The sequence below is a fragment of the Streptomyces sp. NPDC093149 genome, assembly GCF_044754145.1.
Classification (GTDB): Bacteria; Actinomycetota; Actinomycetes; order Streptomycetales; family Streptomycetaceae; genus Streptomyces.
The window spans coordinates 54908-78917 of the sequence record NZ_JBIVON010000016.1 but is presented as its reverse complement, the minus strand read 5'-3'; the positions used below and the strand labels follow the sequence as shown (position 1 = coordinate 78917).

11 protein-coding genes are annotated in these 24010 nt (G+C 69.5%); 4 read left to right on the top strand and 7 right to left on the bottom strand.

Features of this window, described 5'->3' with window-relative positions; translation table 11 throughout:
- Window positions 1-17 precede the first annotated feature (17 nt).
- Genes ACIQCZ_RS34365 through ACIQCZ_RS34350 form a run of 4 tightly spaced genes read right to left on the bottom strand, consistent with a single transcriptional unit; the run spans window position 18 to window position 13824 of the window.
- Window positions 18-326 carry a hypothetical protein gene (locus ACIQCZ_RS34365; RefSeq protein ID WP_402288485.1) on the bottom strand — a complete coding sequence of 103 codons (309 nt, stop codon included), beginning with the start codon at window positions 324-326 and terminating at the stop codon, window positions 18-20.
- 25 nt (window positions 327-351) lie between these two features.
- A complete protein-coding gene (locus ACIQCZ_RS34360; RefSeq protein ID WP_402288482.1) occupies window positions 352-4443 on the bottom strand; it encodes an Eco57I restriction-modification methylase domain-containing protein in 4092 nt (1363 codons plus the stop codon).
- A complete protein-coding gene (locus tag ACIQCZ_RS34355) occupies window positions 4443-7418 on the bottom strand; it encodes a DEAD/DEAH box helicase (protein ID WP_402288479.1) in 2976 nt (991 codons plus the stop codon). The genes ACIQCZ_RS34360 and ACIQCZ_RS34355 overlap by 1 nt, the downstream gene beginning before the upstream one ends.
- 43 nt (window positions 7419-7461) lie before the next feature.
- Complete coding sequence (locus ACIQCZ_RS34350; protein ID WP_402288476.1) at window positions 7462-13824, bottom strand: protein kinase; 6363 nt, start codon at window positions 13822-13824, stop codon at window positions 7462-7464.
- A gap of 272 nt (window positions 13825-14096) precedes the next feature.
- Between ACIQCZ_RS34350 and ACIQCZ_RS34345 the strand changes: the two genes are divergently transcribed.
- The 3 genes from ACIQCZ_RS34345 to ACIQCZ_RS34335 are packed head-to-tail and all read left to right on the top strand — an operon-like array spanning window position 14097 to window position 17331.
- Window positions 14097-15263 carry a DUF262 domain-containing protein gene (locus tag ACIQCZ_RS34345; protein WP_402288473.1) on the top strand — a complete coding sequence of 389 codons (1167 nt, stop codon included), beginning with the start codon at window positions 14097-14099 and terminating at the stop codon, window positions 15261-15263.
- Window positions 15264-16376 (top strand): DUF3696 domain-containing protein, encoded by a 1113-nt coding sequence (locus ACIQCZ_RS34340; RefSeq protein WP_402288470.1) that lies wholly within the window; start codon window positions 15264-15266, stop codon window positions 16374-16376.
- Window positions 16354-17331, top strand: a complete 978-nt coding sequence (locus tag ACIQCZ_RS34335; RefSeq protein ID WP_402288467.1) for a hypothetical protein — start codon at window positions 16354-16356, stop codon at window positions 17329-17331. Before ACIQCZ_RS34340 ends, ACIQCZ_RS34335 begins: the two co-directional genes overlap by 23 nt.
- A gap of 196 nt (window positions 17332-17527) precedes the next feature.
- Here the strand turns inward: ACIQCZ_RS34335 and ACIQCZ_RS34330 are convergent, their stop codons facing one another.
- Both ACIQCZ_RS34330 and ACIQCZ_RS34325 read right to left on the bottom strand, forming a co-directional pair.
- Complete coding sequence (locus ACIQCZ_RS34330) at window positions 17528-19057, bottom strand: helix-turn-helix domain-containing protein (protein ID WP_376274064.1); 1530 nt, start codon at window positions 19055-19057, stop codon at window positions 17528-17530.
- 316 nt (window positions 19058-19373) lie between these two features.
- Window positions 19374-20009, bottom strand: a complete 636-nt coding sequence (locus ACIQCZ_RS34325; protein WP_402288464.1) for an RraA family protein — start codon at window positions 20007-20009, stop codon at window positions 19374-19376.
- Between the two features lie 631 nt (window positions 20010-20640).
- Here ACIQCZ_RS34325 and ACIQCZ_RS34320 point away from each other — a divergent pair.
- Complete coding sequence (locus ACIQCZ_RS34320) at window positions 20641-21615, top strand: phosphotransferase family protein (RefSeq protein WP_402288573.1); 975 nt, start codon at window positions 20641-20643, stop codon at window positions 21613-21615.
- Between the two features lie 339 nt (window positions 21616-21954).
- On the opposite strand, the gene ACIQCZ_RS34315 is transcribed toward ACIQCZ_RS34320, so the two are convergent.
- Window positions 21955-23421, bottom strand: coding sequence for an IPT/TIG domain-containing protein (locus ACIQCZ_RS34315; protein ID WP_402288570.1), 1467 nt, complete (start codon window positions 23419-23421; stop codon window positions 21955-21957).
- Window positions 23422-24010: the final 589 nt, after the last annotated feature.

The window sequence follows — 24010 nt, the reverse complement described above, 5'->3', positions numbered from 1 at the left end:
GCCGTCGTGTCGCGTGCCTAGAACTTCGCCCGCAGCAAGGCCAGTTGCTCGCGCTCCTGAACGGTCTGGTCGGCGGGCAGGGCGTTGACGAGAGCCCTGGCCCGGTCGAGCTCGTAACGTGCCAGGGCCCAACGCTTGGCGTTGATCGCCATTCGAGTCACCCCGAGGCACTGCTGCAATGCCTTGACCTTCCCCGCCTGCCGCCGAGGCATCGAGGACTCGGCCCCGCTGCTCCGGCGCTGCCCGGCGGCACGCGTCCCCCAGTCCGCGCCCGAGGTCAGGACGACGGACGTGCGCGGGTTGCTGGTCTGGCTTCGGCGTACCACGGGGTGCTCGGCTCCTTGAGTGTGATCAGGTGTGGCGGGGGCCGTGGCCGGGGGGCGGGGTGAGGGTGGAACGGTAGGTGCTGGACTCGCCCTCGGTGAGCGGGGTTTCCAGGGTGAGGCCGGCGGCGGCCATGCGGTCGTACTCAGCGAGGATCAAGTTCTTGGTGCGGTACTCGCCGTGCGCCTTGATGTCGTTGTCGCGGGTGACGTTGAAGGTGTCCAGGATGTACGCGGTGTCGTCGCGGGTGATGCCGTAGAGGTGGAAGAAGAGGGCGTCCAGCTCGGCGCGGATGACGGCGCGGCGGTCGGTGTCCCAGAGGAAGGGGGCGCCGGTGTCGCCGAGGTCGCGGGCGAAGGGGGTCATGTCGTACGAGGTGTACGTGAGTTCGAGGAGGCGGGGGGCGATGAAGAGGGCGTGGGGGGCGAGCGTGCCGGGGGTCGGGACTGGCAGCTGGTGCACGTAGCCGAAGGTCAGATGGGTGCCGCCGATCTTCTGGCGGACGGCGTAGTCGCAGGCCATGGAGGAGAACACTGCGCTGAGGAGTGGCGCGTGCGCGATGGCGGCGGGGAATGCCAGAGGGAAGGGGTGCCCGAAGCCGTGGGCGGGGGCGATGGAACAGATCATTGTGCGCTCGTCGCTGGCGCGGCAGATGTCGCGCCAGCCCATCACCCACTCCCGGTCCCACCCCTTCGCCGCCAAGCGGCTGCGGACACCCGGTGCCTTGATCTCCCGGCCGGACTTGTCGAACTCGCCAGTGGGGGTGTCCTGTTCGGAGACCCAGTAGCGGGGCAGCGGGACGGCCGCTGGGTCCTGGTGTTGCTCCACGGTGAAGCGCGGGAGGGTGCCGACGGCAAGCTGCTTCTCGGTTGCGTTCTCGTACGTTGAGAAGCGGTGGTCGTAGTGGTGAAGCATCTTTGCCTCGTACAGCGGGAGCATGTGCGATCCAGCCTTGATGAAGGTGCTGCCTTCTAGGCGCCAGCCGTCGGCGATGAGGTCTTCGAGGGTGCGGAACTTGTCCGAGTCCGTGTTCATCATGATCATCAGCTGGAACTTCACGTCCCACGGATTGCCGTCCGTCGCGCCTTCCTTGAGTAGTACCGGGACGCGTCGGTAGATGCCAAGTGTGATCTCCATGTCGCGGCGGGAGCGGAAGACCGGGCAGGTTCCGGTGTTCGGGTTGAGGACCTGGATGTCGCGGCCGGTCAGGGTATAGGCGCGGTCCGCGATGTGCTCGACCTGGCGGACCCGGAATGCGATAGAGATCGGGGCTTCGGCGGAGCCGGAGCCAGCCATGCAGAGCAGTGCGAAGTTCACGCTGTGATGGACACCGGGGAAAACCTTCTCCTCGTTCTCGAAGCCATACAGCGCGACCAGATGGCCCTTGGTGACCAGGTCCTTGAAGAAGTACTGGTTGAACGAGTCCGTGGCGATGCCCGAGGGCACAATCTGACCGCTACGCCCTTGAGCGGCCATGACGGTGCGAGCGTGTTCCGTGAAGAGTGAGTACGTGTTGAGTCGTCCAAAGGCTGTCAGCCGGAACCGCCCAGAGGCGTGCGCGAAGTGCTTGAACCCGTCGTTCTTGCGCTGTTCCTCCTTGAAACGCGCGTACAACTCGGGGTCTTCTGTGGCCAACAGGTTGATCTTCTTGTTGCGGGCTGTCATGTTCGCTGCTTCAGCGATGTCCACTCGCTTTGCGGCGAAGAACTCGCGTGCGTCTACCTGAACTTGATCCCACGGCGGGTTCCCCACCACCGCGTCGAACCCGCCAACCCACCCCGTCCCCGCCTGCACGCCCGCCCCCGACTCCGGGACGGCGAACACCTCCGGGAACTCCAGGTGCCAGTGGAAGAACCGGTACTGGTCCCGCAGCCGCAGGATCTCCTCGTGCGTCGCGTCCGGCACCGACGACTGGTCCCGGCCGCGCAGAGCCCGGAACACCTGGTCGGTCGGGGCCTCCGGCGCCCCCGCGTGCTTGGGCCAGACGAACGCGGCGCACCAGGCATCGGCGGCGTGGAGGTCCTGGACGTACGCCGACGACTCCACGTACACCCGGTACGCGGCCTCCTGGGCGTGCACGTCCTCCAGCGAATCGGTGGGGGCGGTGGTGATCCGGGAGAGTTCGACGGCGTACCGCTCGTTGCCCGGCAGGGGCTCCGTGTCGAACAGAAGCTCGTCCTGGCCGCCGCGCTGGGCCTTGTTGCGCTTGACCAGGCCGGACGCGTGCTTCTTGTCGTCGCCCTCGATCGGCTTGAAGGCGTCGTCGGGGACGCCGTCCCCCAGCAGCTTCGGCGTCGCGCCGATCAGCCCGTTGCCGTGCTTGATGTGGGCGTCGAGGAAGCCGAGCGCCTTGCCCGGTTCCATGGCCTCCAGCCACAGGGAGACCTTCGCCAGCTCCACGGCCATCGGATTGAGGTCGACACCGTAGACGCAGCGCGCGACGACCTCGTGCAGGGCGTGGCGCATGGCGTCGACCGTCGGCTCCGGGTTGCGCTCACGCACGGACGCCACGCGCTTGGCGATGCGGCGGGCCGAGGCGACGAGGAAGTGGCCGGAGCCGCAGGCCGGGTCGCAGACCGACAGGGACAAGAGCTCGGCGACGATGTCGTCGGCCGGTTCGGGACGGCCGGCCTCGGAGGCCCGCTGCTCGCCCCGCTTGACGGCGTCGTCAAGCACCGGGTCGAGCGTCGTGTCGAGCAGGCACTCGATGAGCGAGGACGGAGTGTAGTAACTGCCGGTCGTCTTACGGCTGTTGCCCGCCACTTCCACCAGCTCGAAGGAGCGGTCCGTCGCGGAGTGCTTCGGCTCCAGTTCCAGCAGGGACTCGTAGACCGAACCGAGTTCCTCGGCGTCCAGGTGGCGGTAGTCGACGGAGCGCCAGCGGCGCGCGCCCGGGTCGCGGACCTGGGCGAGGTGGCGGACGGCGGCGAGCAGGGACTCGTTGGACAGCTTCAGGCCGTCCAGCGGCGCGTCGGCCTCGATGGAGGAGAACAGGCCGCCGAGGCCGGGCAGGGCCAGTTCGGGCCGGCCGCCCTCCGTGCCAAGAGCGGCGAGGACGATGCGCAGGGCCTCGTACTGATCACCGTGGGCGGTGCCCTGACGGCGGCGGGCGCGTTCACGCAGCCGGGCGGAGGAGAAGTACCGTTCGTACGCCTCCCGTTGACGCTTGTCGGCGTCCGGGTCGAGCAGGGCGTCGCGGTCCTCGGCGACGAAGACGAACAGCAGGCGGTAGACCAGGCGCAGCAGGGCGTCCCGGAGGGCCTTCGGGTCGGTGTTCTCCCGGAGCTTTCCATTGTCAGGGTGGCGCAGGAAGCCGGTGCCGAGGGCGGTGAGGGCGTTCTGCACGCCCAGGCGCAGCTGGTCCAGGGCGCGGGCGCCGGAGGTGACGGCCTCGGCGCGCCACGTCTCCAGCCAGCACCCCGAAGCCGCGGCCCCCTCCGCCACCGCGAGCCGCGACGCGTGCAGCAGGCTGTACAGCAGCATGAACTCGCTGAACAGCTCGCCGTCGAAGAGAGCTTCCAGGTCGAAATCGACGTAGGCCGCGGTCGAGAAGGACGACGAGTCGCGCAGCAGACGCAGCCGGCGGCCGTTGGTGAGGACGGCCCACTGGTGGGCCTCGGTGCGGTTGAGGCAGTCCTGGAGCATCGACTGGGGCGGGACCAGGCCGGGGGCCGGGCGCTTGTCGAGGTCCTGGTTCCAGGGGACCTGGTGGATGAGGGCCGGGCCGTGGCGGTGGGAGACCGGGAAGCGCTTCTCCGGGTCGGAATCCGCCGGAATCCCCGCCGCGCCGACCTCCGTCAGCGCGCCGAAGTCCAGCTTGCGGAAGAGCTGGGCGAGCCAGTCCGTGCCCGCGCGGCCCGTCGGGTCGGCGGCGGGTGCGCCGGTCGTCGGGTCCGAGGGGAGCGCGGTGCGCAGGTCGCGCCAGAGAGGCTTGAGGTACTCCCAGGCGCGCTCGGCCTCGTCGCGTACGGGCACCGAGGCGGGCAGCCCGTAGTCGGCGGGCTTGGTGCCCGGCAGGTTCCGGGCCTCGGCGATGCGCAGCAGCATGTCGGTGGGGAGCAGGCCGCCGACCGTGGTGACGGCGGTGAAGGCCAGGGCGGTGCGGGTGGCGGCGGACATCAGGCTTCGGCTCCGGACACGGTAGAGACGGGCGCGGCGGGGACGGTGGCGGGCTGCTGCGGCAGGTAGACGTAGACACCGAGGACGTCGGCGGGCTCCTGCGGGACGACCTTCAGGCCGCGGACGATCTCCTCGTTCGCCTTGCGGACCCGGCGGTGCGAGGCGTCGAGCTCGGCGGCCAGACGGGTGCCGTACTCGGTGAGGTGCGCGGCCAGGTCCGGCAGACCGTTCAGGTCCTTCGCGATCTGGTTGCGGACCAACTGCTCGTGGGTGTTGGCGGTGGCGCGGGCCGCGAGGAGGGCGGCGGTCGCGTCGTCGTCCAGCCAGCGGGCGCGCGACGGCATTCCCTCGTACGCGAGCAGCCGGGCGTCCTCGGCGACCAGCTGCCGCTCGCCGGTCCGGGACGGCAGCGTGAGGTGGAAGCGGTAACGGACCAGCAGGAGCGTGGTCCGGATGGTCACCGCGTCCGTGGTGACCACACCGCAGCGGCGGGCCGGGCGGGGGCCGGGGGTGTTCGCGTCGAGCGCCGAGTCCAGGACGTACGAGGCGATGGCGCCGATCGCCGGGTCGGTGCGGACCAGGGCGGCCTCGCCGCGACCGATCGCGGGCGTGGTGCGGAAGGGGATCTGGCGGTCCTCCTCGACGAGCCGTCCGCCGAGCGTGGCGGCGAGCGCGTCGCGCAGGCCGGCCGGGGCGCCGCCGGGCTGGGCCGTGAAGTCGCCGGTACCGTCACGCGGGTCACGGACCAGCAGGTCCAGGTCGCGCAGCGCCTCCAGGGCGAAACCGCGGACCTCCTCGGCGCCGCCGAGCGCGGCCCGTACGGCGGCGACCTCGCGCGCCACCTCCTCCGGGTGGATCGCACGCTGGGCGTACTTGGAGCGGGACGTCTTCTCGCGTTCGGCGGCCGAGTTCCACTCGCGCTCGATGCGGTCGAACGACTCCTGGTGGGTGTCCAGCTCGAACAGGCTCTCCTGACTGCCCTGCCGCCCGTGCAGCAGCAGCCACTCCACCACCGCGTCGGTGACGCCGGAGGCGGTCTCGTCGGGGACAGAGACGGAGATGCCCAGGTCCTTCATGATCTGCCGGTGCTTCATGAACAGCACCTCCAGGACCTTGCCGTCGATGCCGTTGTCCTCGCCGAACATGGTGATGACACGGACCTGGTCGCGCTTCTGCCCGTAGCGGTCGACACGGCCCTCGCGCTGGTCGTGGCGGGTGGGGTTCCAGGCCAGGTCGTAGTGGACGACGGCGTCGAAGTGGTGCTGGAGGTTGACGCCTTCGGAGAGGCAGTCGGTGGCGATCAGGACGCGGCGGACCGCCGGGTCCCCGGCTTCCCCGGACGCCTCGGCGGTCTCGGTGGCGAGCTGTTCGATGCGCTCCAGGCGCTGCTGCGGGGAGAGGGTGCCGGTCACCGCGGCGATCCTCGTCTTCTTGCCGAGCTTGCCCTCCAGCTGGGTGGCGAGGTACTCGGCGGTGGGGATGTAGCGGCAGAAGACGATCGGGTGGTAGCCGTCGGCGATCAGACCCTTGAGGTGCCGGGTGAGCGTCTTCAGCTTCGCGTCCTCGGCCGGGCCGACGAGCGCGGCGGCCCGCTGGGAGAGTTCGAGCAGCCGGGCACCCGCCTCCTCCGACTCGGCGGCGCCGGGCGCGACGTCCATGCCTTCGAGCCGGTCGTTGTCGGCGGAATCGGCGGCGACCGGGGAACCCAGGGCGTCCGCCTCCTGCGCGGTGCGGGCGGTGGCCGACTCGGAGCGGGTTTTCAGGGTCTGCGCGGCGGCCGCGGGCGAGGACACCATCGAGCGCAGCAACGCGATCACCGACCACCAGGCGATCCGCGCCTCACGACGGCCCTGCTCCCCGGCGGCCGCGACGCGGTCGCGTGCGTACGCGATGGCGTCGTCGAGCAGCGCCCGGTAGGCGGGTGTGAGCTTGTACGGCTCGTCCTTCGTCCAACGATCGGACGGGAAGGCGGTCCGTTCGGCCAGGGAGTCGTCGGCGAGACCGTCCTCCTTGGTGAGGTAGTCGCGGACATCGGCGCGCTTGCGGGCCACGAAATGCTCGGCGAGCCTCGCTCGTCCCGCGGGCGACTCCAGGTCCAGCGTGGCGAGTTCGGGCCGCACCAGGCCGAGCAGATTGCGGAACGCGGACTCCTTGCCGGAGTGCGGAGTCGCGGTCAGCAGCAGCAGATGCCGGTCCGCGTCGGCGGAGACCTTGCGCAGCAGCTCGTAGCGGAGTTGGTTCGAATTGGATGCGGCGCCCTGCGTCGCGTCGTCGGCGGCCACGCAGGAGTGGGCCTCGTCGACGATCACCAGATCGGGGCAGTGCCGTACGAAGTCCTGACGGTGCCGGGTCGACTTGATGAAGTCCGTCGAGATGATCGTGTACGGGTGCTTGTCGAACAGGGACTGGCCAAGCTCCAGGCCGCGCTCCAGGCGTGACACCGTGGAAGCCAGGACCAGTTCGGCGTCGATGGCGAACTTCTCCCGCAGCTCGGACTGCCACTGCTCGGCCAGCGCCGGGGAGCACAACACCGTCAGCCGGGTCGCCTCGCCCTGCGCGAGCAGCTCCTTGGCGATCAGACCGGCCTCGACCGTCTTGCCGATGCCGACGTCGTCCGAGATCAGCAGCCGCACGGTGCGCTGCCGCAGTGCCATCAGCAGCGGGACCAGCTGGTAGGCCCTGGGCTCCACGGCGATCGAAGCCAGCGAACGGAACGGGCCCGCGCCCGAACGGAAGCCGATGCGCAGCGCCGTCCGCAGCAGACTGGCGGACCGCTGGTCACCCAGGTCGGCCGGGCTCGGTGGAGCGAATTCGGCGGGACGCACTTCTTCGAAGGTGGGGAAAACGGCCGCGATGTCGTCCTCGCTCCCACCCAGGGGGCGCAGCACCAGCATGTCGGGGGCGCTCTCGGGCAGCACCACCCATTCCCGGCCACGGGCGGCGACCAGGGAGCCGGCTGTGTACGTGAGGCTCATGAGGTTTCTCAGTTCCTTGGATCGAGAAGAGGCGGGGCGGCGGTCAACGCAGGTGGAGGTATGAGGCGTTGCGCTCGGTGATGGCGTCCCAGTCCGCGTCCGTCGGGAAGCGCACGACGTCCCAGCCGGCTTCCTCCAGGCGGTAGCCGGCCTCGATGTCACGGGTCGAGTCTGCCGCCTGGCCGGGGGCGTCGACGAACACGGCGAGGTTGGCACCGTCCAGGCGGAAGACGAGGTCGGGACAGGCCGCCGCCTCCGGGACGAGGACCTTGACCTCGTCCGGCAGCCGGAAGCCCTTCGCCTTGAGCCAGCCGAGCAGGTCGCCGCTCGCGACGAGGGCCCCCAGATCCGTCTCCAGCGGGGTCGGTGCGGGCGTCGCGGCCCTGTCGGGTGTGTCACCGGTGACATCGACGACCGGGGCCAGCCTGCGGAAGCGTTCGCTGCGGGACTCGCCCCGGTCCTCCCGTTCGGTACGGGAGGCGGCCAGCCGCACGAGCAACGGCCGGGCGCTGTGCCGGCTCAGGTCGCGGTGGTGTGTCTGGTTGCCGTAGGTCAGCAGGCAGGCGTAGCAGCCACGGGCGCACTTCTCGCCCTCCGCCGGACCGCCCTCGTCCTCGCCCGTCTCCGGGTCGAAGTGGCAGATCTCCAGGGCGGTCCGGGCGGCCTTGGCGAGGGCACCCTTGTCGTGCTGGATCCGCCGCAGCACGCCGGCGCCGCCCTCGGCCGCCTCCGTGAACAGGATGTGACGCCGCGGTCCGTCGTCCGGCGGCAGCAGCTCCGCAGTCAGCTCGGAGTCCTCCAGCTCGAACGCGGCCTCGATACCCCGCTCCAGCGCGTACAGGAACGACAGGGCCACCGGTTCGTGCTGCGGCTCGTCCAAGGTCACCACGAGGATGTTGCGACGGTCCTCCACATAGGGCAGGACACGCTTCTTACGGCGCTTCTCGTTGCCGTCCTCGTCGACCACCGGCATACCGGTGCCCTCGATGGCGTCCGCGGCGGCCCGGTCGTTGAGCCAGCGGCCGTCGCCGAGATCGAGCCAGTAGCCGTCCGGCTCGCCCTCCTTGTCGCGGACGCGGCCGAGGTTGGTGATGCGGACGGTCGCCGAGTCGCCGTAGTCCAGGTCGAGGACCGGCGCCCCGTCGCTGTCGGTGACGTGCGAGGTGAGGCGTCCCTTGCGGGCGCCGTGCTCCTGGAACGCGTACGAGGTCTCCAGGCGGAAACCGGCCCGGCGGCGCTCCTCCTCGTCGGAGGAGATCCGCTCGCGCGGGGTGGTGTACACGGTGTGCAGGTGAAGCAGGCCGGTGCGCTTGTTCCGCAGGTCCTCGCCGCACATGTCGCACCGGTCCGTGCCGGGCTTGACGGCGTAGTGGTAACCGCAGCCGTCGCAGCGCCGCGCCTCCGCCGTCGCCAGGTCGCCCGAGGCGTCCGGCGGCAGCTGCACCCGGGTGACCTGGTAGCGGGCGCCCTCGTGGTAGATGAGCGCGCCGGGGCCGAACTCCCGGATCGCGAGGAACCGGGGACGCTGGAGGTAGTCGCCGTCGGCGTTGCGGCGGTTGCCGGAACGCGGGATGTACGCGGCCAGGGGAAGGCGCGGGAAGCTGTAGCCGGGCAGGAACCCCTCGGATGCCAGGTAGCGGTACGGATTGAAGTCGCTCATCACCGACTTGCTGTCGGACGAGCGGTTCAGCAGCAGATTCGTCTGGGTCTCGGCCTCGCGGCGCCGGGTTCGTGCCCGGCCCTGCTCGCCCTGCGAAAGCGTGTGGTCGACGACCCGCTTGTTCTGCTCGTACTGATCGACGACGGAAGCCCGGAACAGATCGCGCCACCGCTCGAAGGACTCGTCGAACCAGTGCGGCGCCCGGTCGATCCGGTCCTCGATCCACTCGTCGTACCACCAGGTGGTGGCCGCGAAGTCGGCGATCAGCGGGGCGAGGACGGTACGGGCGGCGGCGACCGCGCGTCGGCGCGCGCCCTCGTCCAGGGACAGGTCGCGGATGTGGGGGAGGAGCGGCAGCGGCATCCGCGGGTCGGGGCGGTCGCTGGCGTCCGGGTCGTAGGCGACGTCTACGACATCCGGAATCGCGATGCCCAGCTTCATCCCGGTCTCCGCCAGCCAGATGCCCTGGAGGTGGGAACGGACCAGATCCTCGTTGGCGAGGTCCAGGCGAGGCGGCGCCACCTGCCCGGACACCATGTCCTGGGAACGGCGGAAGTAGTACTGGTCGTGGCTGTTGCCCGTGGCACAGTACGTGGTCACCAGCGCGGGCTGACCGGAACGGCCGGCCCGGCCCGAACGCTGCGCGTAGTTCGCCGGGGTCGGCGGCACATTGCGCATCAGCACGGCGTTGAGCGAGGAGATGTCCACGCCCAGTTCCATCGTCGGCGAGCAGTACAACAGGGGCAGTTCGGCCTTACGGAACTGCTCCTCGCGCTCCAGCCGTTCCTCCGGGGTGACCTGCGCGGTGTGCTCCCGGGCGAACATGCCGGCCAGCTCGGCTGCCGCCGTCCGGTACAGGTCGCGGAAGAACGGGTTGACGCGCGGACCCTCACCGCTGCTGTACGTGCGCGCCAGCGGATCGACCGCACCCCGCTCACCGTCCCCGGCCCGCCAGACCAAGGCGGCGGCCGACACCCGGTATCCGGTGCGCTTCTCGGCCGTCCGACGGCGGAAGGCGGGACCGGAGTGCTCGGGGGCCGCCTCCACCTCGCGCACCAGCTCGGCCTCCAGCAGAACCTTCAGCAGGTCCTCGATGACGCGCTGGACATCGTCCAGCGACGCACGCAGCTCGGGCATGTTCCGCCGGAGGTACTTGCCGAACTTGCCGCGGGCCGACAGGAACAGCGCGGAGCGCTCCATGCCAGGCCTCGAACCGTACGGGTAGGCGGTGCCGACGGCGGGCTTGTCGCTCTCGCTCAGGACCCATGGCCCGACGAGGCGTTCCTCGCTCGCCCGCTGCAGGGTGTCGAAGTCGTCGCGGAAGTACTGGACATCGATGGCGAGGGCCCGCCGCATGTGGTCGAGCAGCGTGCCGGCCACCTCCTCGCGCAGGGCTGGGTCGGCATCGCGCAGCGCGGCGTGCGCGGACTGCCAGCGGTCCGGCCGGGCGGCGATCCAGTCCAGGTCCTCGTAGCCGATCCGCAGCAGCCCCGTCTGTTCGAGGTTCGGCATCGTGATGCGCCAGCCGCGCTCCAGGTCCCGGTAGAGCCGGTACCCCACGACGTCGCGGAAGGCCTTCGTCGCACGACGCTCCATCGAGGGAGCAAGCGACGCACCCCCGGCGTACTCACGAGGAGACAACCCCATCACCTCGGTCACCGCCTCGGCGAGGTCGTCGTGGCGCAGCCCCTCCTCGCCGGCCCGCACCGCGGCCTGGTAGAGGGCGCCGCGCAACTGGGTCACCTGCGCGAAGTCGTTGAAGTGGCCGGCCTGGAGCGAGGCGTCCTGCCGGTTGTCGACGAAGGTGAGGAGTTTGCGCGCATCCTTGCCGAGGCTCTCCTCGGGCACCGCTCGCAGGGACTTCACGATCGACGCGGAGATCAGGGAGGTGGCCGAGGAGCGTCCCTCCTGGTCCAGGGTGGCCAGCTTGGCGAAGTCCCGGCCGCGGGTCTGCTCGTAGGAGACCTGACAGTGCACGCAGAACAGGAACGGTGCCGGGACGAACGCCGCCACCAGCCCCTCGCCCGACTCGTCCGCCTCGCGCCCGAAGGCGTCCACGACGACGCGCTTGGGCACCCGGGGCCGGTAGGACTTCTTGACGACGGTCATGCCCTGCGCGTCCGGCTCCAGCCACGACTCCGGCAACCGCCTGTCGTCCACGGCCCTCTGCGGATCGGCCGGCCACTCGTAGTCCTCCCCGGGCATGCCCAGGTACAGGTAGCCCTCGCCGTCGCGGCCCCCGGAGGCGGAAGTGTTCCGACGCGGCTCGTACCGGAACGCGCCGCTCTCCCCGGAACGCCAGACGGTCAGGTACTCCTGGCCGCACTCACGGCAGAACGCCAGCGGGAACAGCGGCTTGCCGTCGCTGTCCGGCTGCTCCAGCTGATAGGTGCGGGTGAGCGGCCGGGTGAGCGGATCTTCCAGTGTCGTGTAGACGGTGTCGCCCTTGGAGAGGAACTGGTGCAGCCGGAAGGCGAACATCGGCCGCTCCGTCACCGGATGCTTCGCCTGCGCACCCGCCTCCAGCGTGGTACGGATCGCCTCGCGCACGCTCTCCTCGGCCACCCCGGACTCCGCGGCCAGCTCGGCCGCCGCATCCTCCACGGTGCCCGGTGCACGGCGGCGGAGCCGCCCCGATCCTTCCTCGCGCTCCAGACCGAATCGGGACTCCACCCAGCGGGCCAGCGAGTCCTTCGTCAGCGCCTCGTACGAGCGGGGTGCCGCAGGCACCCGCAGCCGCTCGGCGGGCACGGCCACCGCGGCCTCCTCGGTCGCCCGGACGAGGGTCTCGCCGATGACCCGCTTCGGCAGCACCGTCGTACCGAACAGCCGGCCGGCGACCTTGGCCACTTCGCGCCGCTGGTCCTCCCAGGAGCCCTCGGTGGACATGGTCGCCGAGGTGCCGATGCACTGCAGGGTCGCCGAGGCCCGGCAGGCCTCACGGACCCGACGGATCAGGAACGCCACGTCCGCGCCCTGCCTGCCCCGGTAGGTGTGCAGCTCGTCGAAGACGAGGAACTGCAGACCGTCGGCCATACGGATCAGGCTGGACCGGTCGTCAGGCCGGGTCAGCATCAGCTCCAGCATCACGTAGTTCGTCAGCAGGATGTCCGGAGGGTTCTTGCGCAGCTCCCGACGCTGTTCCTCGGACTCCTGGCCGGTGTAGCGGGCGAAGGTGACCGGCTCGCGACCTGTGCCAAAACCGTGGCGCAGGTACTTCTCCAGCTCCTTCAGCTGGGAGTTGGCCAGGGCGTTCATCGGGTACACGACGATCGCGCGCACCCGGCCCCCCGCGCCTGCGCCGGCCGCCTCGCGTTCCTTCAGGACGTGGTGCACGATCGGGACGATGTACGACAGGGACTTGCCCGATCCGGTGCCTGTGGTCAGTACATAGGAGTCGCCCGCCTGCGCGGCCTCGATCGCCTGACGCTGGTGGAGATGGAAGGTGAGTGGACGGCCGTCCGGGCGCGGCGAGGTCTCCTTTTTGTCCGCCTGGAAGATCTCCGCGCACCTGGGGTGCAGCACGCCGTCCCGCACGAGGTCGGTGACCTGGCCGCCGTCGGCGAAGAACGGGTTCAGCGAAATCCACGGGTCGGGCCACTGCGACTTCGCCGCCAGGTCGTCCTTGACGAAGCCTTCGATCCGGGCGTCCCGGATCACCGTCGCGCTTCTGGTGAACTCCTCGTACTCGCTGATCAGATCGGCATGGATACCGAAGACGTCCATCGTCTCGGGCAGGCGCGGCTCCCTGCGCGGTACGGGTGCGGGCGCGGCCGGGGTGCGCTGGGGGAGCAGGGTACGCAGCCGCGCCACCGGGTCCATCACCTGCCAGTGCGGAGCAAGCAGGGCGGCGGTGTCGTCCGGTGCGAGCGCGAGCGGGACCAGCGCGTCACGGACCAGGGCGGCGTTCTCGGGCCGAAGCTCTGCGTCCTTCTCCAGGAGACGGTCCACGAGCCGGACCAGCCCGGCGGGCAGGTCCGGGCGTACCAGGGTCAGCAGCGGCGGCCGCTCGTGCTGGTGCTGCTGGGAGAGCTCGAACGGGGTTCTGGCGGAGAACGGCGGCTGCCCGATCAGCAGCTCGTACAGGATGCAGCCGAGCGCGTAGAGGTCGGCGAGGGCGGAGACGCGTTCGGCGCGGAACTGCTCGGGTGCCATGTAGCGGGCCGTGCCGACACTGACGCCCGTGCTGGTCAGCCGTGTCTGGTCGGGATCGTCGACGATCGAGCCCATGCCGAAATCGAGGATCTTGACGGTGCCGTCGCGGGTCAGCATCACGTTGGCGGGCTTCAGGTCGCGGTGGACGACCCCGGCCGTGTGCGCGGCGGCGAGACCGGCGGCGATCTGCGCCCCGACTGCGGCGGCCCAGGAGACCGGGAGCTGAGGCTCTTCGTCGATGAGGTCAGCGAGCGGATGACCGTCCAGCAGTTCCATGGCGAGGTAGGGCAGACCGGTGCCTCCCAGAGTCTCGTCGACGCCGCCGTCGATCAGCCGGGTGAGGTTCGGGTGGCCCTGGGAGAGCATGCGCATGATCCGCACTTCCCGGCGGAAGCGGTCGATCTCCTTGTTGGATCCCGAGGCGTCGACGGCGATCCCGGTCCGGCCGCGCAGCACGGTCTTGATCGCGACCTCCCTGTGCGGGGAGTCCGGGGCGGCCTGAAGGTCCTCGGCCCGGTGTACTTCCCCCATGTTCCCGCGCCCCACGATTCCCGTGATCCGGAATCGTGCGTCGACCGTCCCCAGGCTCATGGCCCTCCCCGTCCCGCCCGTCGCGTACATCCCGCAGGGAGTGTACACCTTCGTCGCATCAAGGGGGTTGCACAGTCGCGTTGACGTTGTTAACTAACTCTGATCATGCGGTTCATGGACACGGCTTCGGCGACATGGCGGGATCAGGCAGGTGGCACTGCAGGAGGTGGTCGGTGAGCGCGAGTGAGACCGACCAGGCGGGCCGTACAACCCAGCCCTCCCTGGGCAGGGAAGGCCCCTGGTAGCGCCGACTGCCCGGCTACGATCGTCCCATGACGACGTCGGACACCCCCCAGCCACCAAAGATCACGGAGGAGCACTTCCTCGACGCGGGCACCGGAGTCGAGGCGGAGACGGAAACCGAGGACACGCCACCGGAGATCGAGCGACCGTGGAATCCGGAGCAGATTCGGGTCAACACGAAGCAGTTCTCGTTGCGCAACGTCTTGGACATGATCGAGGACGAGTCGCTGGAACTGGCTCCGGACTTCCAGCGCGGCCAGGTGTGGAAGCCCGTGCAGAAGTCGAGGCTCATCGAGTCCGTACTCCTGCAGATTCCCCTCCCCGCCTTCTACTTCGCCGAGGACACCGACGGGCTCATGCGCGTGGTCGACGGCCTCCAGCGCCTATCGACCATCCGTGACTTCGTGCGAGGGGGAGAGAAGGGGGGATTCGCGCTGAAGGGCCTGGAGTATCTGAAGGGTGCGGTGGAAGGGAAGCGCTTCGAGGACCTCCCCGCCCCATGGAGGCGGCGCATCTACAACACTCAGATCGTTACCAACGTCATCGACCCGACGACTCCGTCGGATGTCATGTACGACATCTTCAAGCGCATCAACACGGGTGGCACGCCCCTGAACGCACAAGAGATCCGGCACTGCATGAGCAAGGACCGCAGCCGGGACCTCCTGCAGCAGATGACCTCCACGGCAGAGTTCAACGCGGCGACCAACGACATGGGCGGCCACATCCGGATGAACGACCGGGAGATGGCCCTGCGCTTCGCCGCGTTCTGGCTGATGGGCACGGACGGGTACGCGAAGTACGCGGCGATGGACCCGTTCCTCCAGCGCACCACCATCATGCTGGACAACGAGAAGGAGGTGACCAAGGCCAGGAGCGCGGATCTCATGGCCGCTTTCCGTAAGGCCATGGTGAATGCCCGTCTGGTCTTCGGCGACCAGGCGTTCCGTAAGTGGCCGCTGGGCATGTCCGGCCGGAACCCGATCAACCGGGCGCTTTTCGAGACCTGGTCGATCACCCTCGCCGAGTACGAGGCCGCGGACCTTGAACGGCGCCGCGAGGCGATTGTCGCCTCCGCACGCGAGCTGATGACAGCCGACTACCGCTACCTGGAGGCCATCACCTCCTCCACGGGCGACGTCCGCCGGGTGATGTACCGGTTCGAGGCCACTGCCCGGATCGCGGAGGGCCGGTAAATGATCACCAACCTCCGAGTCCGGTATTTCAAACGCTTCGCCGACGAGTCCTTCGGCCTGCGTCCCCTCACCGTACTCACCGGACTCAACGGCACCGGTAAGAGCACCACCATCCAGAGCCTGCTGCTGGCCCGGCAACTCGTGGACGCACCGGCCGGCCAGGTGGTGCAGCTCAATGGCCCCTACGGACTCGCCCTGGGCGAGGCACACGAGGTCCTCCACCCGGACGCCCCCGACTCCACCATCGAGATCGAGATCGCCGACGACGGCGCCGAGGCGCCGAGCGTGCACCGTTTCACGGTCCCTGACGAGCAGGCGCTCTACCTGCGGGTCGCCGACGAGGGCGGACTGCCACCGGCAGGACTGTGCGGCATGGGAAGCGCGTTCACCTATTTGTGCGCCGAGCGTCTCGGGCCCCGTGACCAGCTGGGTGTCTCCGCCGAGCATCCCGATCTCCTCGGTGTTGGCGTGCAAGGGGAATACACCGCGCAAGTGCTCGCCCTGCATGAGACCCGGGCGGTGTCCGAGCCGCTGCTCCACCCGTCGACCTGGAGTACGCACAACGTCACCACCCTGCGCACACAGGTGGAGACCTGGGCCTCCGACATCATCCGCCCCATCAAGATCACCGCACAGTGGCCGCCCGGGATCACGGCAAGCACCATCCGCTTCCAGGAGCCGGGCCTGCTGAGCGAGCCGATCCGACCGGCCAATATGGGCTTCGGCTTCTCCTACGCCCTGCCTGTGATCGTCGCGGGCCTTCTCACCGGTCCCGGGGACCTGTTGATCGTCGAGAACCCGGAGGCGCACCTCCACCCCGGCGGCCAGTCCAAGCTGGGCCGCTTCCTCGCCCGAGTCGCCGGGACCGGTGCTCAGGTGATCGTGGAGACACATAGTGACCACGTCCTCAACGGTGCCCGGCTGGCCGTGGCGGAGGAGGAGAGCCTGCGGCCCGAGGACGCGGTCGTGCACTACTTCGGCGAGGAGGAAGCCGGTTCCGTGCCCATCGAGTTCACCGCCAAGGGCGAACTGAGCGAGTGGCCGCGGGGTTTCTTCGACCAGATCGAGCAGGACCTGGGGAGGTTGGCACGTGCCAGGCGCAGGGGGCGGTGAGCCGTACCGGATCGTCGTGGACGAGTCGTCCTTCGACTTCCGGGGGCTGACGGAGAAGCGGTTGACGGACCTGCTGGACGATTTCAGCGACACGCTGGAGGAGTTGTCCGAAGAGCAGGCGGTTGCCGTCTCGCCGTTCTGGTGGGATGTGGAGTGCGCGGACGACCGGGTGGTCTACGACGTCCTCTACGAGGGGGAGGCGCCGCGGGCAGGGCGGGACGCACGGCTGAGGATGGTCCGCCTCATGGACCGCTGCCCCACCTGGGACACTGACCTCCCCGGCCTGCCCGACGGCGTCGAAGTGGCGGGTACCGGCCGGGACCTCGCCTTGTCCCTCTGTTACGCCTGGTGGCAGACGCGGCAGAAGCGCCATGTCGCATGTTTGGTCTTCCCCACCGAAGACCGTCGCGGCTGGCTTCCGGTCTCCGTCATCGGCGGGGCCACGGATGAGCCGATGGCCGAGGAGGTATTCCATCTCGCCGAAGCCCCCGCGCTCTCCGAGTTCTGGCGTTCCCTCTTCGAGCGGGAGAACATCACGGAGCAGAACTTCTTCGACCACGCCCGCCGGAGCTTTCCGGGGCTGGTCTTCGCCGACTCCCTCTCCTTCCGCAAGTTCGACGGTACCTACGCGGAGATGCGTGACTGGGTCGCACGGCTTCTGAGCGTGGTGCACGACCACTTCGCCGACGCCATGGCCCTGCACTCGGGGCAGCCGCACCAAGTGCAGGCGGAGCTGGGCCGCTTCGGCCTTGACCTGTCGCCCGAGAGCCCCAACACCCGCTCCAAGCCCGCGATCATGAAGCAGCGGGATGTCGACCATGAGGGCGAGACCTACCAATGCGAGTGGCACGGCAAGAAAGAACGGCACCGCAACCGCGTCCACTTCAGTCTGCCTGAGCCCCGCCTAGGCGGTCGCATACTCATCGGTATCTTCGTGGATCACCTGGACACCTGAGTGCGGGTGCGGGAAGTCGTGGATCGACCCGTACCCCGCGTACGGCGACCCGGCTCCTCGTCGAGACGTACTTTCTGTCATTGAACGTGAGCAGGCACAAAGTTCCAGGTGTCCCACGGGTGCCGTCGCACCTCCCTTCCTGCTTGCATTTCAGCAGGTCGAATAAAGGTGCGACGGCACTACAGTGCTGGACCCCTCAGATGTCCCGGAAGATCTCGATCTGCGCGCCCACCGAGTTGAGGCGCTCCGCGAGCTCCTCGTAACCCCGGTTGATGACGTACACGTTGCGCAGTACGGACGTGCCCTCCGCCGCCATCATGGCGAGCAGCACCACCACCGCGGGCCGCAGTGCGGGCGGGCACATCATCTCGGCGGCGCGCCACCGGGTCGGGCCCTCGACCAGCACCCGGTGCGGGTCCAGGAGTTGCAGCCTGCCGCCCAGGCGGTTCAGGTCGGTGAGGTAGATGGCCCGGTTGTCGTAGACCCAGTCGTGGATGAGGGTCTGACCTTGGGCGGAGGCGGCGATGGCCGCGAAGAAGGGCACATTGTCGATGTTGAGCCCGGGGAACGGCATGGGGTGGATCTTGTCGATCGGCGCCTCCAGTTTGGAGGGCCGGACCGTGAGGTCGACCAGCCGGGTACGGCCGTTGTCGGCGGTGTACTCCGTCGTGCGGTCGCAGTCGACGCCCATTTCCTCCAGCACCGCGAGCTCGATCTCCAGGAACTCGATCGGTACCCGGCGGATCGTCAGCTCGGACTCCGTCACCACGGCGGCGGCGAGGAGGCTCATCGCCTCGACCGGGTCCTCGGAGGGGGAGTAGTCGACGTCCACGTCTATGTGCGGGGAGCCGTGCACGGTCAGAGTGGTGGTGCCGATGCCGTCGACGCGTATGCCCAGCGCCTCCAGGAAGAAGCACAGGTCCTGGACCATGTAGTTGGAGGATGCGTTGCGGATGACGGTCGTGCCGTCGTGCCGGGCGGCGGCCAGCAGCGCGTTCTCGGTCACGGTGTCCCCGCGCTCGGTCAGCACGATGGGACGGTCGGGCGTGACCGAGTGGTCTATCCGGGCGTGGTAGAGCCCCTCGGTCGCGGCGATCTCCAGGCCGAACCGGCGCAGCGCGATCATGTGCGGCTCGATGGTCCGCGTACCGAGGTCGCAGCCGCCCGCGTACGGGAGCTTGAACGAGTCCATCCGGTGCAGCAGCGGGCCCAGGAACATGATGATGGAACGGGTCCGGCGGGCGGCGTCCGCGTCGATGGCGGACAGGTCGAGCCGGGCGGGCGGGACGATCTCCAGATCGGTACCGTCGTTGATCCACCGGGTCCGCACGCCGATGGAGTTCAGCACCTCCAGCAGGCGGTAGACCTCCTCGATACGGGCCACCCGACGCAGCACCGTACGGCCCTTGTTGAGCAGTGTGGCGCAGAGCAGGGCCACGCACGCGTTCTTGCTCGTCTTGACGTCGATGGAGCCCGAGAGACGGCGACCGCCGACCACTCGCAGGTGCATGGGCCCGGCGTAACCGAGCGACACGATCTCGCTGTCGAGTGCCTCACCGATGCGCGCGATCATCTCAAGGCTGATGTTCTGGTTACCGCGCTCGATGCGGTTCACGGCGCTCTGGCTGGTGGCGAGCGCCTCGGCGAGCTGACTCTGTGTCCAGCCCCGGTGCTGACGGGCGTCACGTATGAGCTTGCCGATGCGTACGAGGTAATCGTCTGACATGGCGAAAGGCTATCTCAGATATGAGATGAGACCTGTGGTGGGGTGTGGCATTCGGGTGACGGCAGGGCGTGGAGGCGCGGAAGCTGTGCGGCCGGTCGCGTGTGAAGGGTGCCATGAACGGCGCATCGTGCGTTCCATGGTTCACCCGGACCGGCGTGACCGCGAACGGTGTACATCCATCCGGGGAACGGGGAACGGGGAACGGGGAACAGGGAACGGGGAACGGGGGGACTGGGCCGACGCTGCGCTCCGGCCCGATCCACGCTGTTCCCGGCGGCCTTGTCCTGGCCCCAGGTCCGCTGCCCCGGTCCTCGACTCAGTCCTCGACGGCGCCTTCGAATCCGCCTTCCGCCAGGATCCTGTCGATGCGGGCGCGATGCGCCTTCTCCCAGTGGTCGAGGGATTCGCCCGCTTCCTTGGCCAACTTCTGCCGGGCATCGAGGAGTACCTGCGCCCGGCGGGCACGGGGAGTGACCACGATGCCCTCCTCGTCGGCCACCACGATGTCGCCGGCGTGGATGTCCACGCCGCCGCACCGGACCGGACCGTTGAGCGGTCCGACGGCCTTCTTGGCTCCGGGGATGGGGACGACCCCCCTGGCGAAGACGGGAAAGCCCATGCCGCGCACCTCGGCGAGGTCACGGATCACCCCGTCGGTCACGAACGCCACGATTCCCCGCCGTTGCGCGACGGCGCAGACGTTTCCGCCGGCGAGCGCGTAGTCCACGTCGCCCGCTTCGACGACGACGACCGAGCCGGGTTCCGCGCGGTGGATGGCCGCGTGAAGCATCAGGTTGTCGCCCGGGGGGCACCGCACGGTGAACGCCGGGCCGGCGACGCGCGGCATCGAGGGCCACAGGGGGCGGATGCCGAGGTCCATGACCTGTTCCCGCCCGAGGAGATCGGCGAGGGTGGTCGGGGAGATGTCCTTGAACTCGGTGACGTCGTTCATGTTCCTCCTTCGTCCGGGCACCCGTTCCGCCCCGGAGGCCGATACGCCCGTCGGGGCACCAGGCGTGCGGCGTGCGGCGTGCGGCGGCGAGACTACCGAACGGCAGAGCGGGTCCGGGCCGCGGCGGCGAGCACCGGGCGAGGCCGACCGGCTGGCGGGGCATCGGCGGGACGGGCGCCGCGACAGCGGGACGCCGAAGTGCGGGGGCACCCCGGGGAGCGGTCCGGCGACGACCACCTCCGTGGTGCCGACGGCCAAGGTTCCCGGAGCCGGAAGGGCGCGATGCCCGTTCTGCGGGCGCGGGCGCGGGCGCGGGCGGTGGCGGTGGCGGGCGTCGCGGGACCACGAGACGTCGACCGCCACACGTGGCCGGGCACTGTCGTTCCTCGGTGCGGGGAGCTCGCGTATCCATCGGTACGGGGAACTCGCGTATCCCACCGTCGCCGGTTCTCCACAGAGCCCGGTTCGGCGGCCGCCGCCGGTGATCCAGGTCGGCAGCGGGACGTCCCGGGGAACCGGAGTCAGCGGGCGCTCGGATCCGGAACAAACCATTCGCCCTCACGTCGACGCTCCCGTAAGGTGCGCGGGTTGTCCTGGCGGAGAGGCGGTTCGGAACGTGACACCCAGGTCGGTGACGCGGGAGCAGTTGGCGGGTGCGGCGCAGGCCGCGCTGGGCGGCGGGCGGCGGCTGGAGACGGCCGAGCCGGTCGCGGGCGGCAGCAAGAAAGGCGTGTACCGCCTGGTGATGGACGACGCGACGACGGCGATCGCCTACCTGTGGGACGACGCCGAGAATTACTGGCCGGCGGCCGAGGGCGACGACGACCTCACCGACCCGTTCTCGCCCGGCCTCGGGCTCGATCTTTTCCAGGCCGCGCACGCGCGGCTGGACGCGCTGGGCGTCCGCGTCCCGGCGATCCGTCTTGTCGACCGCGACGGCGCCCACTGCCCGGCCGACCTCGCGATCGTCGAGGACCTCCAGGGGGAGAGCCTGGAGGAGTTGCTCGCGCGCGACCGGCGCGCCGCTGCTTCGGTCATGGCCCGGCTCGCGGAGTCGCTGGAGGCGATGCGGGGCCACCGGGCACCGGCGTACGGCAAGGTGGCTGTGGTCGACGGCGGAGGAACGTCGCGCGGTACGTCGTGCGAGGGGGTGGTGCTCGACCGCGCGCTGCGGGACCTCGCCGAGGCGGCCTCGCGCGATCTGCGCATCGCAGACGCCCGCGACCGGCTGGAGGAACGGCTGCTGAGCCTGGCGGCGGCGGTGCGGCCGCGCGCGGAGTACACGGTCGTGCACGGCGAACTCGGGCCCGACCATGTGCTGGTGGACGCGGACGGGAATCCGGTGGTGATCGACATCGAGGGGGGGATGTACTTCGACGTCGAGTGGGAGCACGTGTTTCTGCGGATCCGCCTGCACGATGCCTACCGGCCGCTGGAGGTGGCCGGGTTGGACGAGCACCGGCTCGCGCTCTACATGCTCGCACAGCGACTCTCGCTGACGGCAGGCCCGCTGCGGCTGCTCGACGGGGACTTCCCCGACCGGGCCTTCATGGCGGGGATCGCTGAGTACAACCTGAAGCAGGCGCTGGAACTGGTCCGCGCCTGATCTCCCGGGTGCCTCAACGGGTGCTCGGCCCGACCGAGGCGCATGCCGCGGGCCTGCGCGCCCCGGTGACCCGGTGGAGTGCGGTCGGTCCGGCGGGGATCACCGCGGCCGACCGCAGCGCCGTCCGCGGCGACCCCTACGGCGGACTCCGCCGAGCATCCTGCGGCGGGTTCCGCCGGGCTCGACAGCTGCCCGGCCGTGCCGCACAGCTCCGTGGCCTGCTCGCCGCGGGGCGAACGGTCCTGCGGCGATCCCGCGTCCGGGCACGGTTCGACCCCGTCGGCGGCCAGGGCCCGGGGCTGCTCGAAGGGCCGCCCCGGGAACGGGGACGTGCGGACGCTACCGTCCGGTGTAGGTGAACTCGTCGGCCGGGCTGGTGGGAGAGGTGGCCTTGCCGACCGTCACGGTGACGTTGACCGTCTGACGGTCGTCGAGCTGACCGGGCGCGGTTGCGGTGATCTGGCCGGTGGAGACGAATTTGACGGAATCGGCCGCCTTGTCCTTGAAGTGCACGGTGGCGCCATCGGCGAAGCCCGAGCCGCTGATGGTGACCGGGGTGCCGACCTTTCCGCTGGTCGGGCTGACCGCACTGACCACCACCGGTGCGGGTCCGCCGTAGGCGAACTGCCCCATCGCGACGGCCGGGGAGGTGCCGAGGGTGTTGGTGACGCGGACGTGGACGACGCCGGTTCCGTCGGGGACCTGAGCGGTGATCCTGATGCCGGAGGGGTCGATGTCGCGCTTGGTGCAGGCGAAGTGTCCGAAGTCGACCACGCTGTCCGGACTGAAACCGTTGCCGTTGATGGTCACCGTGGAGCCTGGTGCGCCGAAGGTGGGGCTCACGTCGGTCACCACCGGCCCGGAAGGGACGGCAGGCGCCCCCACCAGGTCCAGGTAGGTGGAGTTGGCGTGCTGGAAGGCGATCTGGCCGAGGAAGTCCTGGGTGGTCTTGTTGACCAGGTTCTTGGCAAAGCTCGTGTATCCGGTGTTCATCAGGCAGAGCGTGCCGGGCTGGACGTAGACGTTGCCCTTGGTGCGCTCGGAGATCGCCCCGATGAGCAGCTTCACTTCTTCGGTCGCCTGCGGTCCCGGGCTCGGGTACCAGTCTGCGGTGGTGTCGAGATCGACCCACGCGTGCGGTACCAGGTCGTAGGCGTTGTTCTGGCGCTCGTCGATGACCCACGGCACGGAGTCGAAGTAGTCGACGAAGCTCTGCACGCCGGCGGTGGGAGCCGCATAGGTGATCACCGCGAACTTCGGCTGTTTCGGCCAGGTCTGTGCCTGCAGGTACGGCGCGAGCATGGTGGCGATGCAACCGCCCAGGCTGTGACCGGTCAGATAGACGGTCGGCTGCGGCGAGGAGGGCGCCGACTTGAGCGCGACGGCGAGCGCCTGAGCGAGCGTGACGTTCGGGGAGGGGGAGGCGATCGAGCGGGCGTTGACAACCCGTTTGAACGCATCCATCGCCCCCTTGGAAACGGCGACGGGCTTCGGTGATCCGCTTTCGGGGAACGGGACGACTGTGCCGACCTCGAGGTCCTCGAGGATGTCGGTCAGATCGGCGTCCGTTCCGCGAGCGACCACGGCGAACTCGTTCGAGTCGTTGGTGCTCTGCGCGATGTAGGCCATATTGGCGTTGGCCTCGCTCAGGGCGAGCCACACCAGCTTCCACGCGCCCTGCGTCGCAAGGCTGGGATCGTTCAGCTGCGCGTCGATGCCGGTGATGATTCGCTCGGTCTGATGCTCCAGGGTTTCCCCGGACGGACGCGGGGTGGCCCCGGTGGCTGCAAGGGCAGCCAGGGTCATGGTCACCTGGGCGATTGTCGGATCGGGCGCCATCGTCGTTCCTGCTCCTCGGATGTTTTGCCGGTGCGGAGGCGGGACGCCTCTCGGCAGCATCAGGGCAGATCTGTGCCGAACCGGCCGTCGGATTGGATCGCACACCATCAGACCTCCCCTCTGCGTCGTCCGGTGCTTTTCCCGCCTTCCGGTCGACCAGGTTCACCTCGTTGGCCGTTCGGCATACCCAGGACTCGAAGCCGACGTGCTGCCCGGTCGTGGCCACCCGGTAGCAACCTGCCAAGTGACGCTCACCACGTGACCACCGAAACGGCCGCACCGGAGCCACGTAAGCGGGCCGTCCCGCAGCGGACGGCGCTGTCACCGGCGTGCGGCCTCCACGTACGACAGCTCCACGTACGGCGCTGCGAGATCCGCCCCGGCGGGAGCAGCCACCCCGCACCCCCAGCACGTTCTGCCCGTGCGGCCGGGTTCACCGGGACAGGAGGCGGAACGACTGGGTTCGCTGAATGAACGCCTTGATCGGATGAGAGCGGTCACCCCGCCCGCACATGACCGTGCGGCGGTGATGTACTAGAGTTATCTCGACATCGAG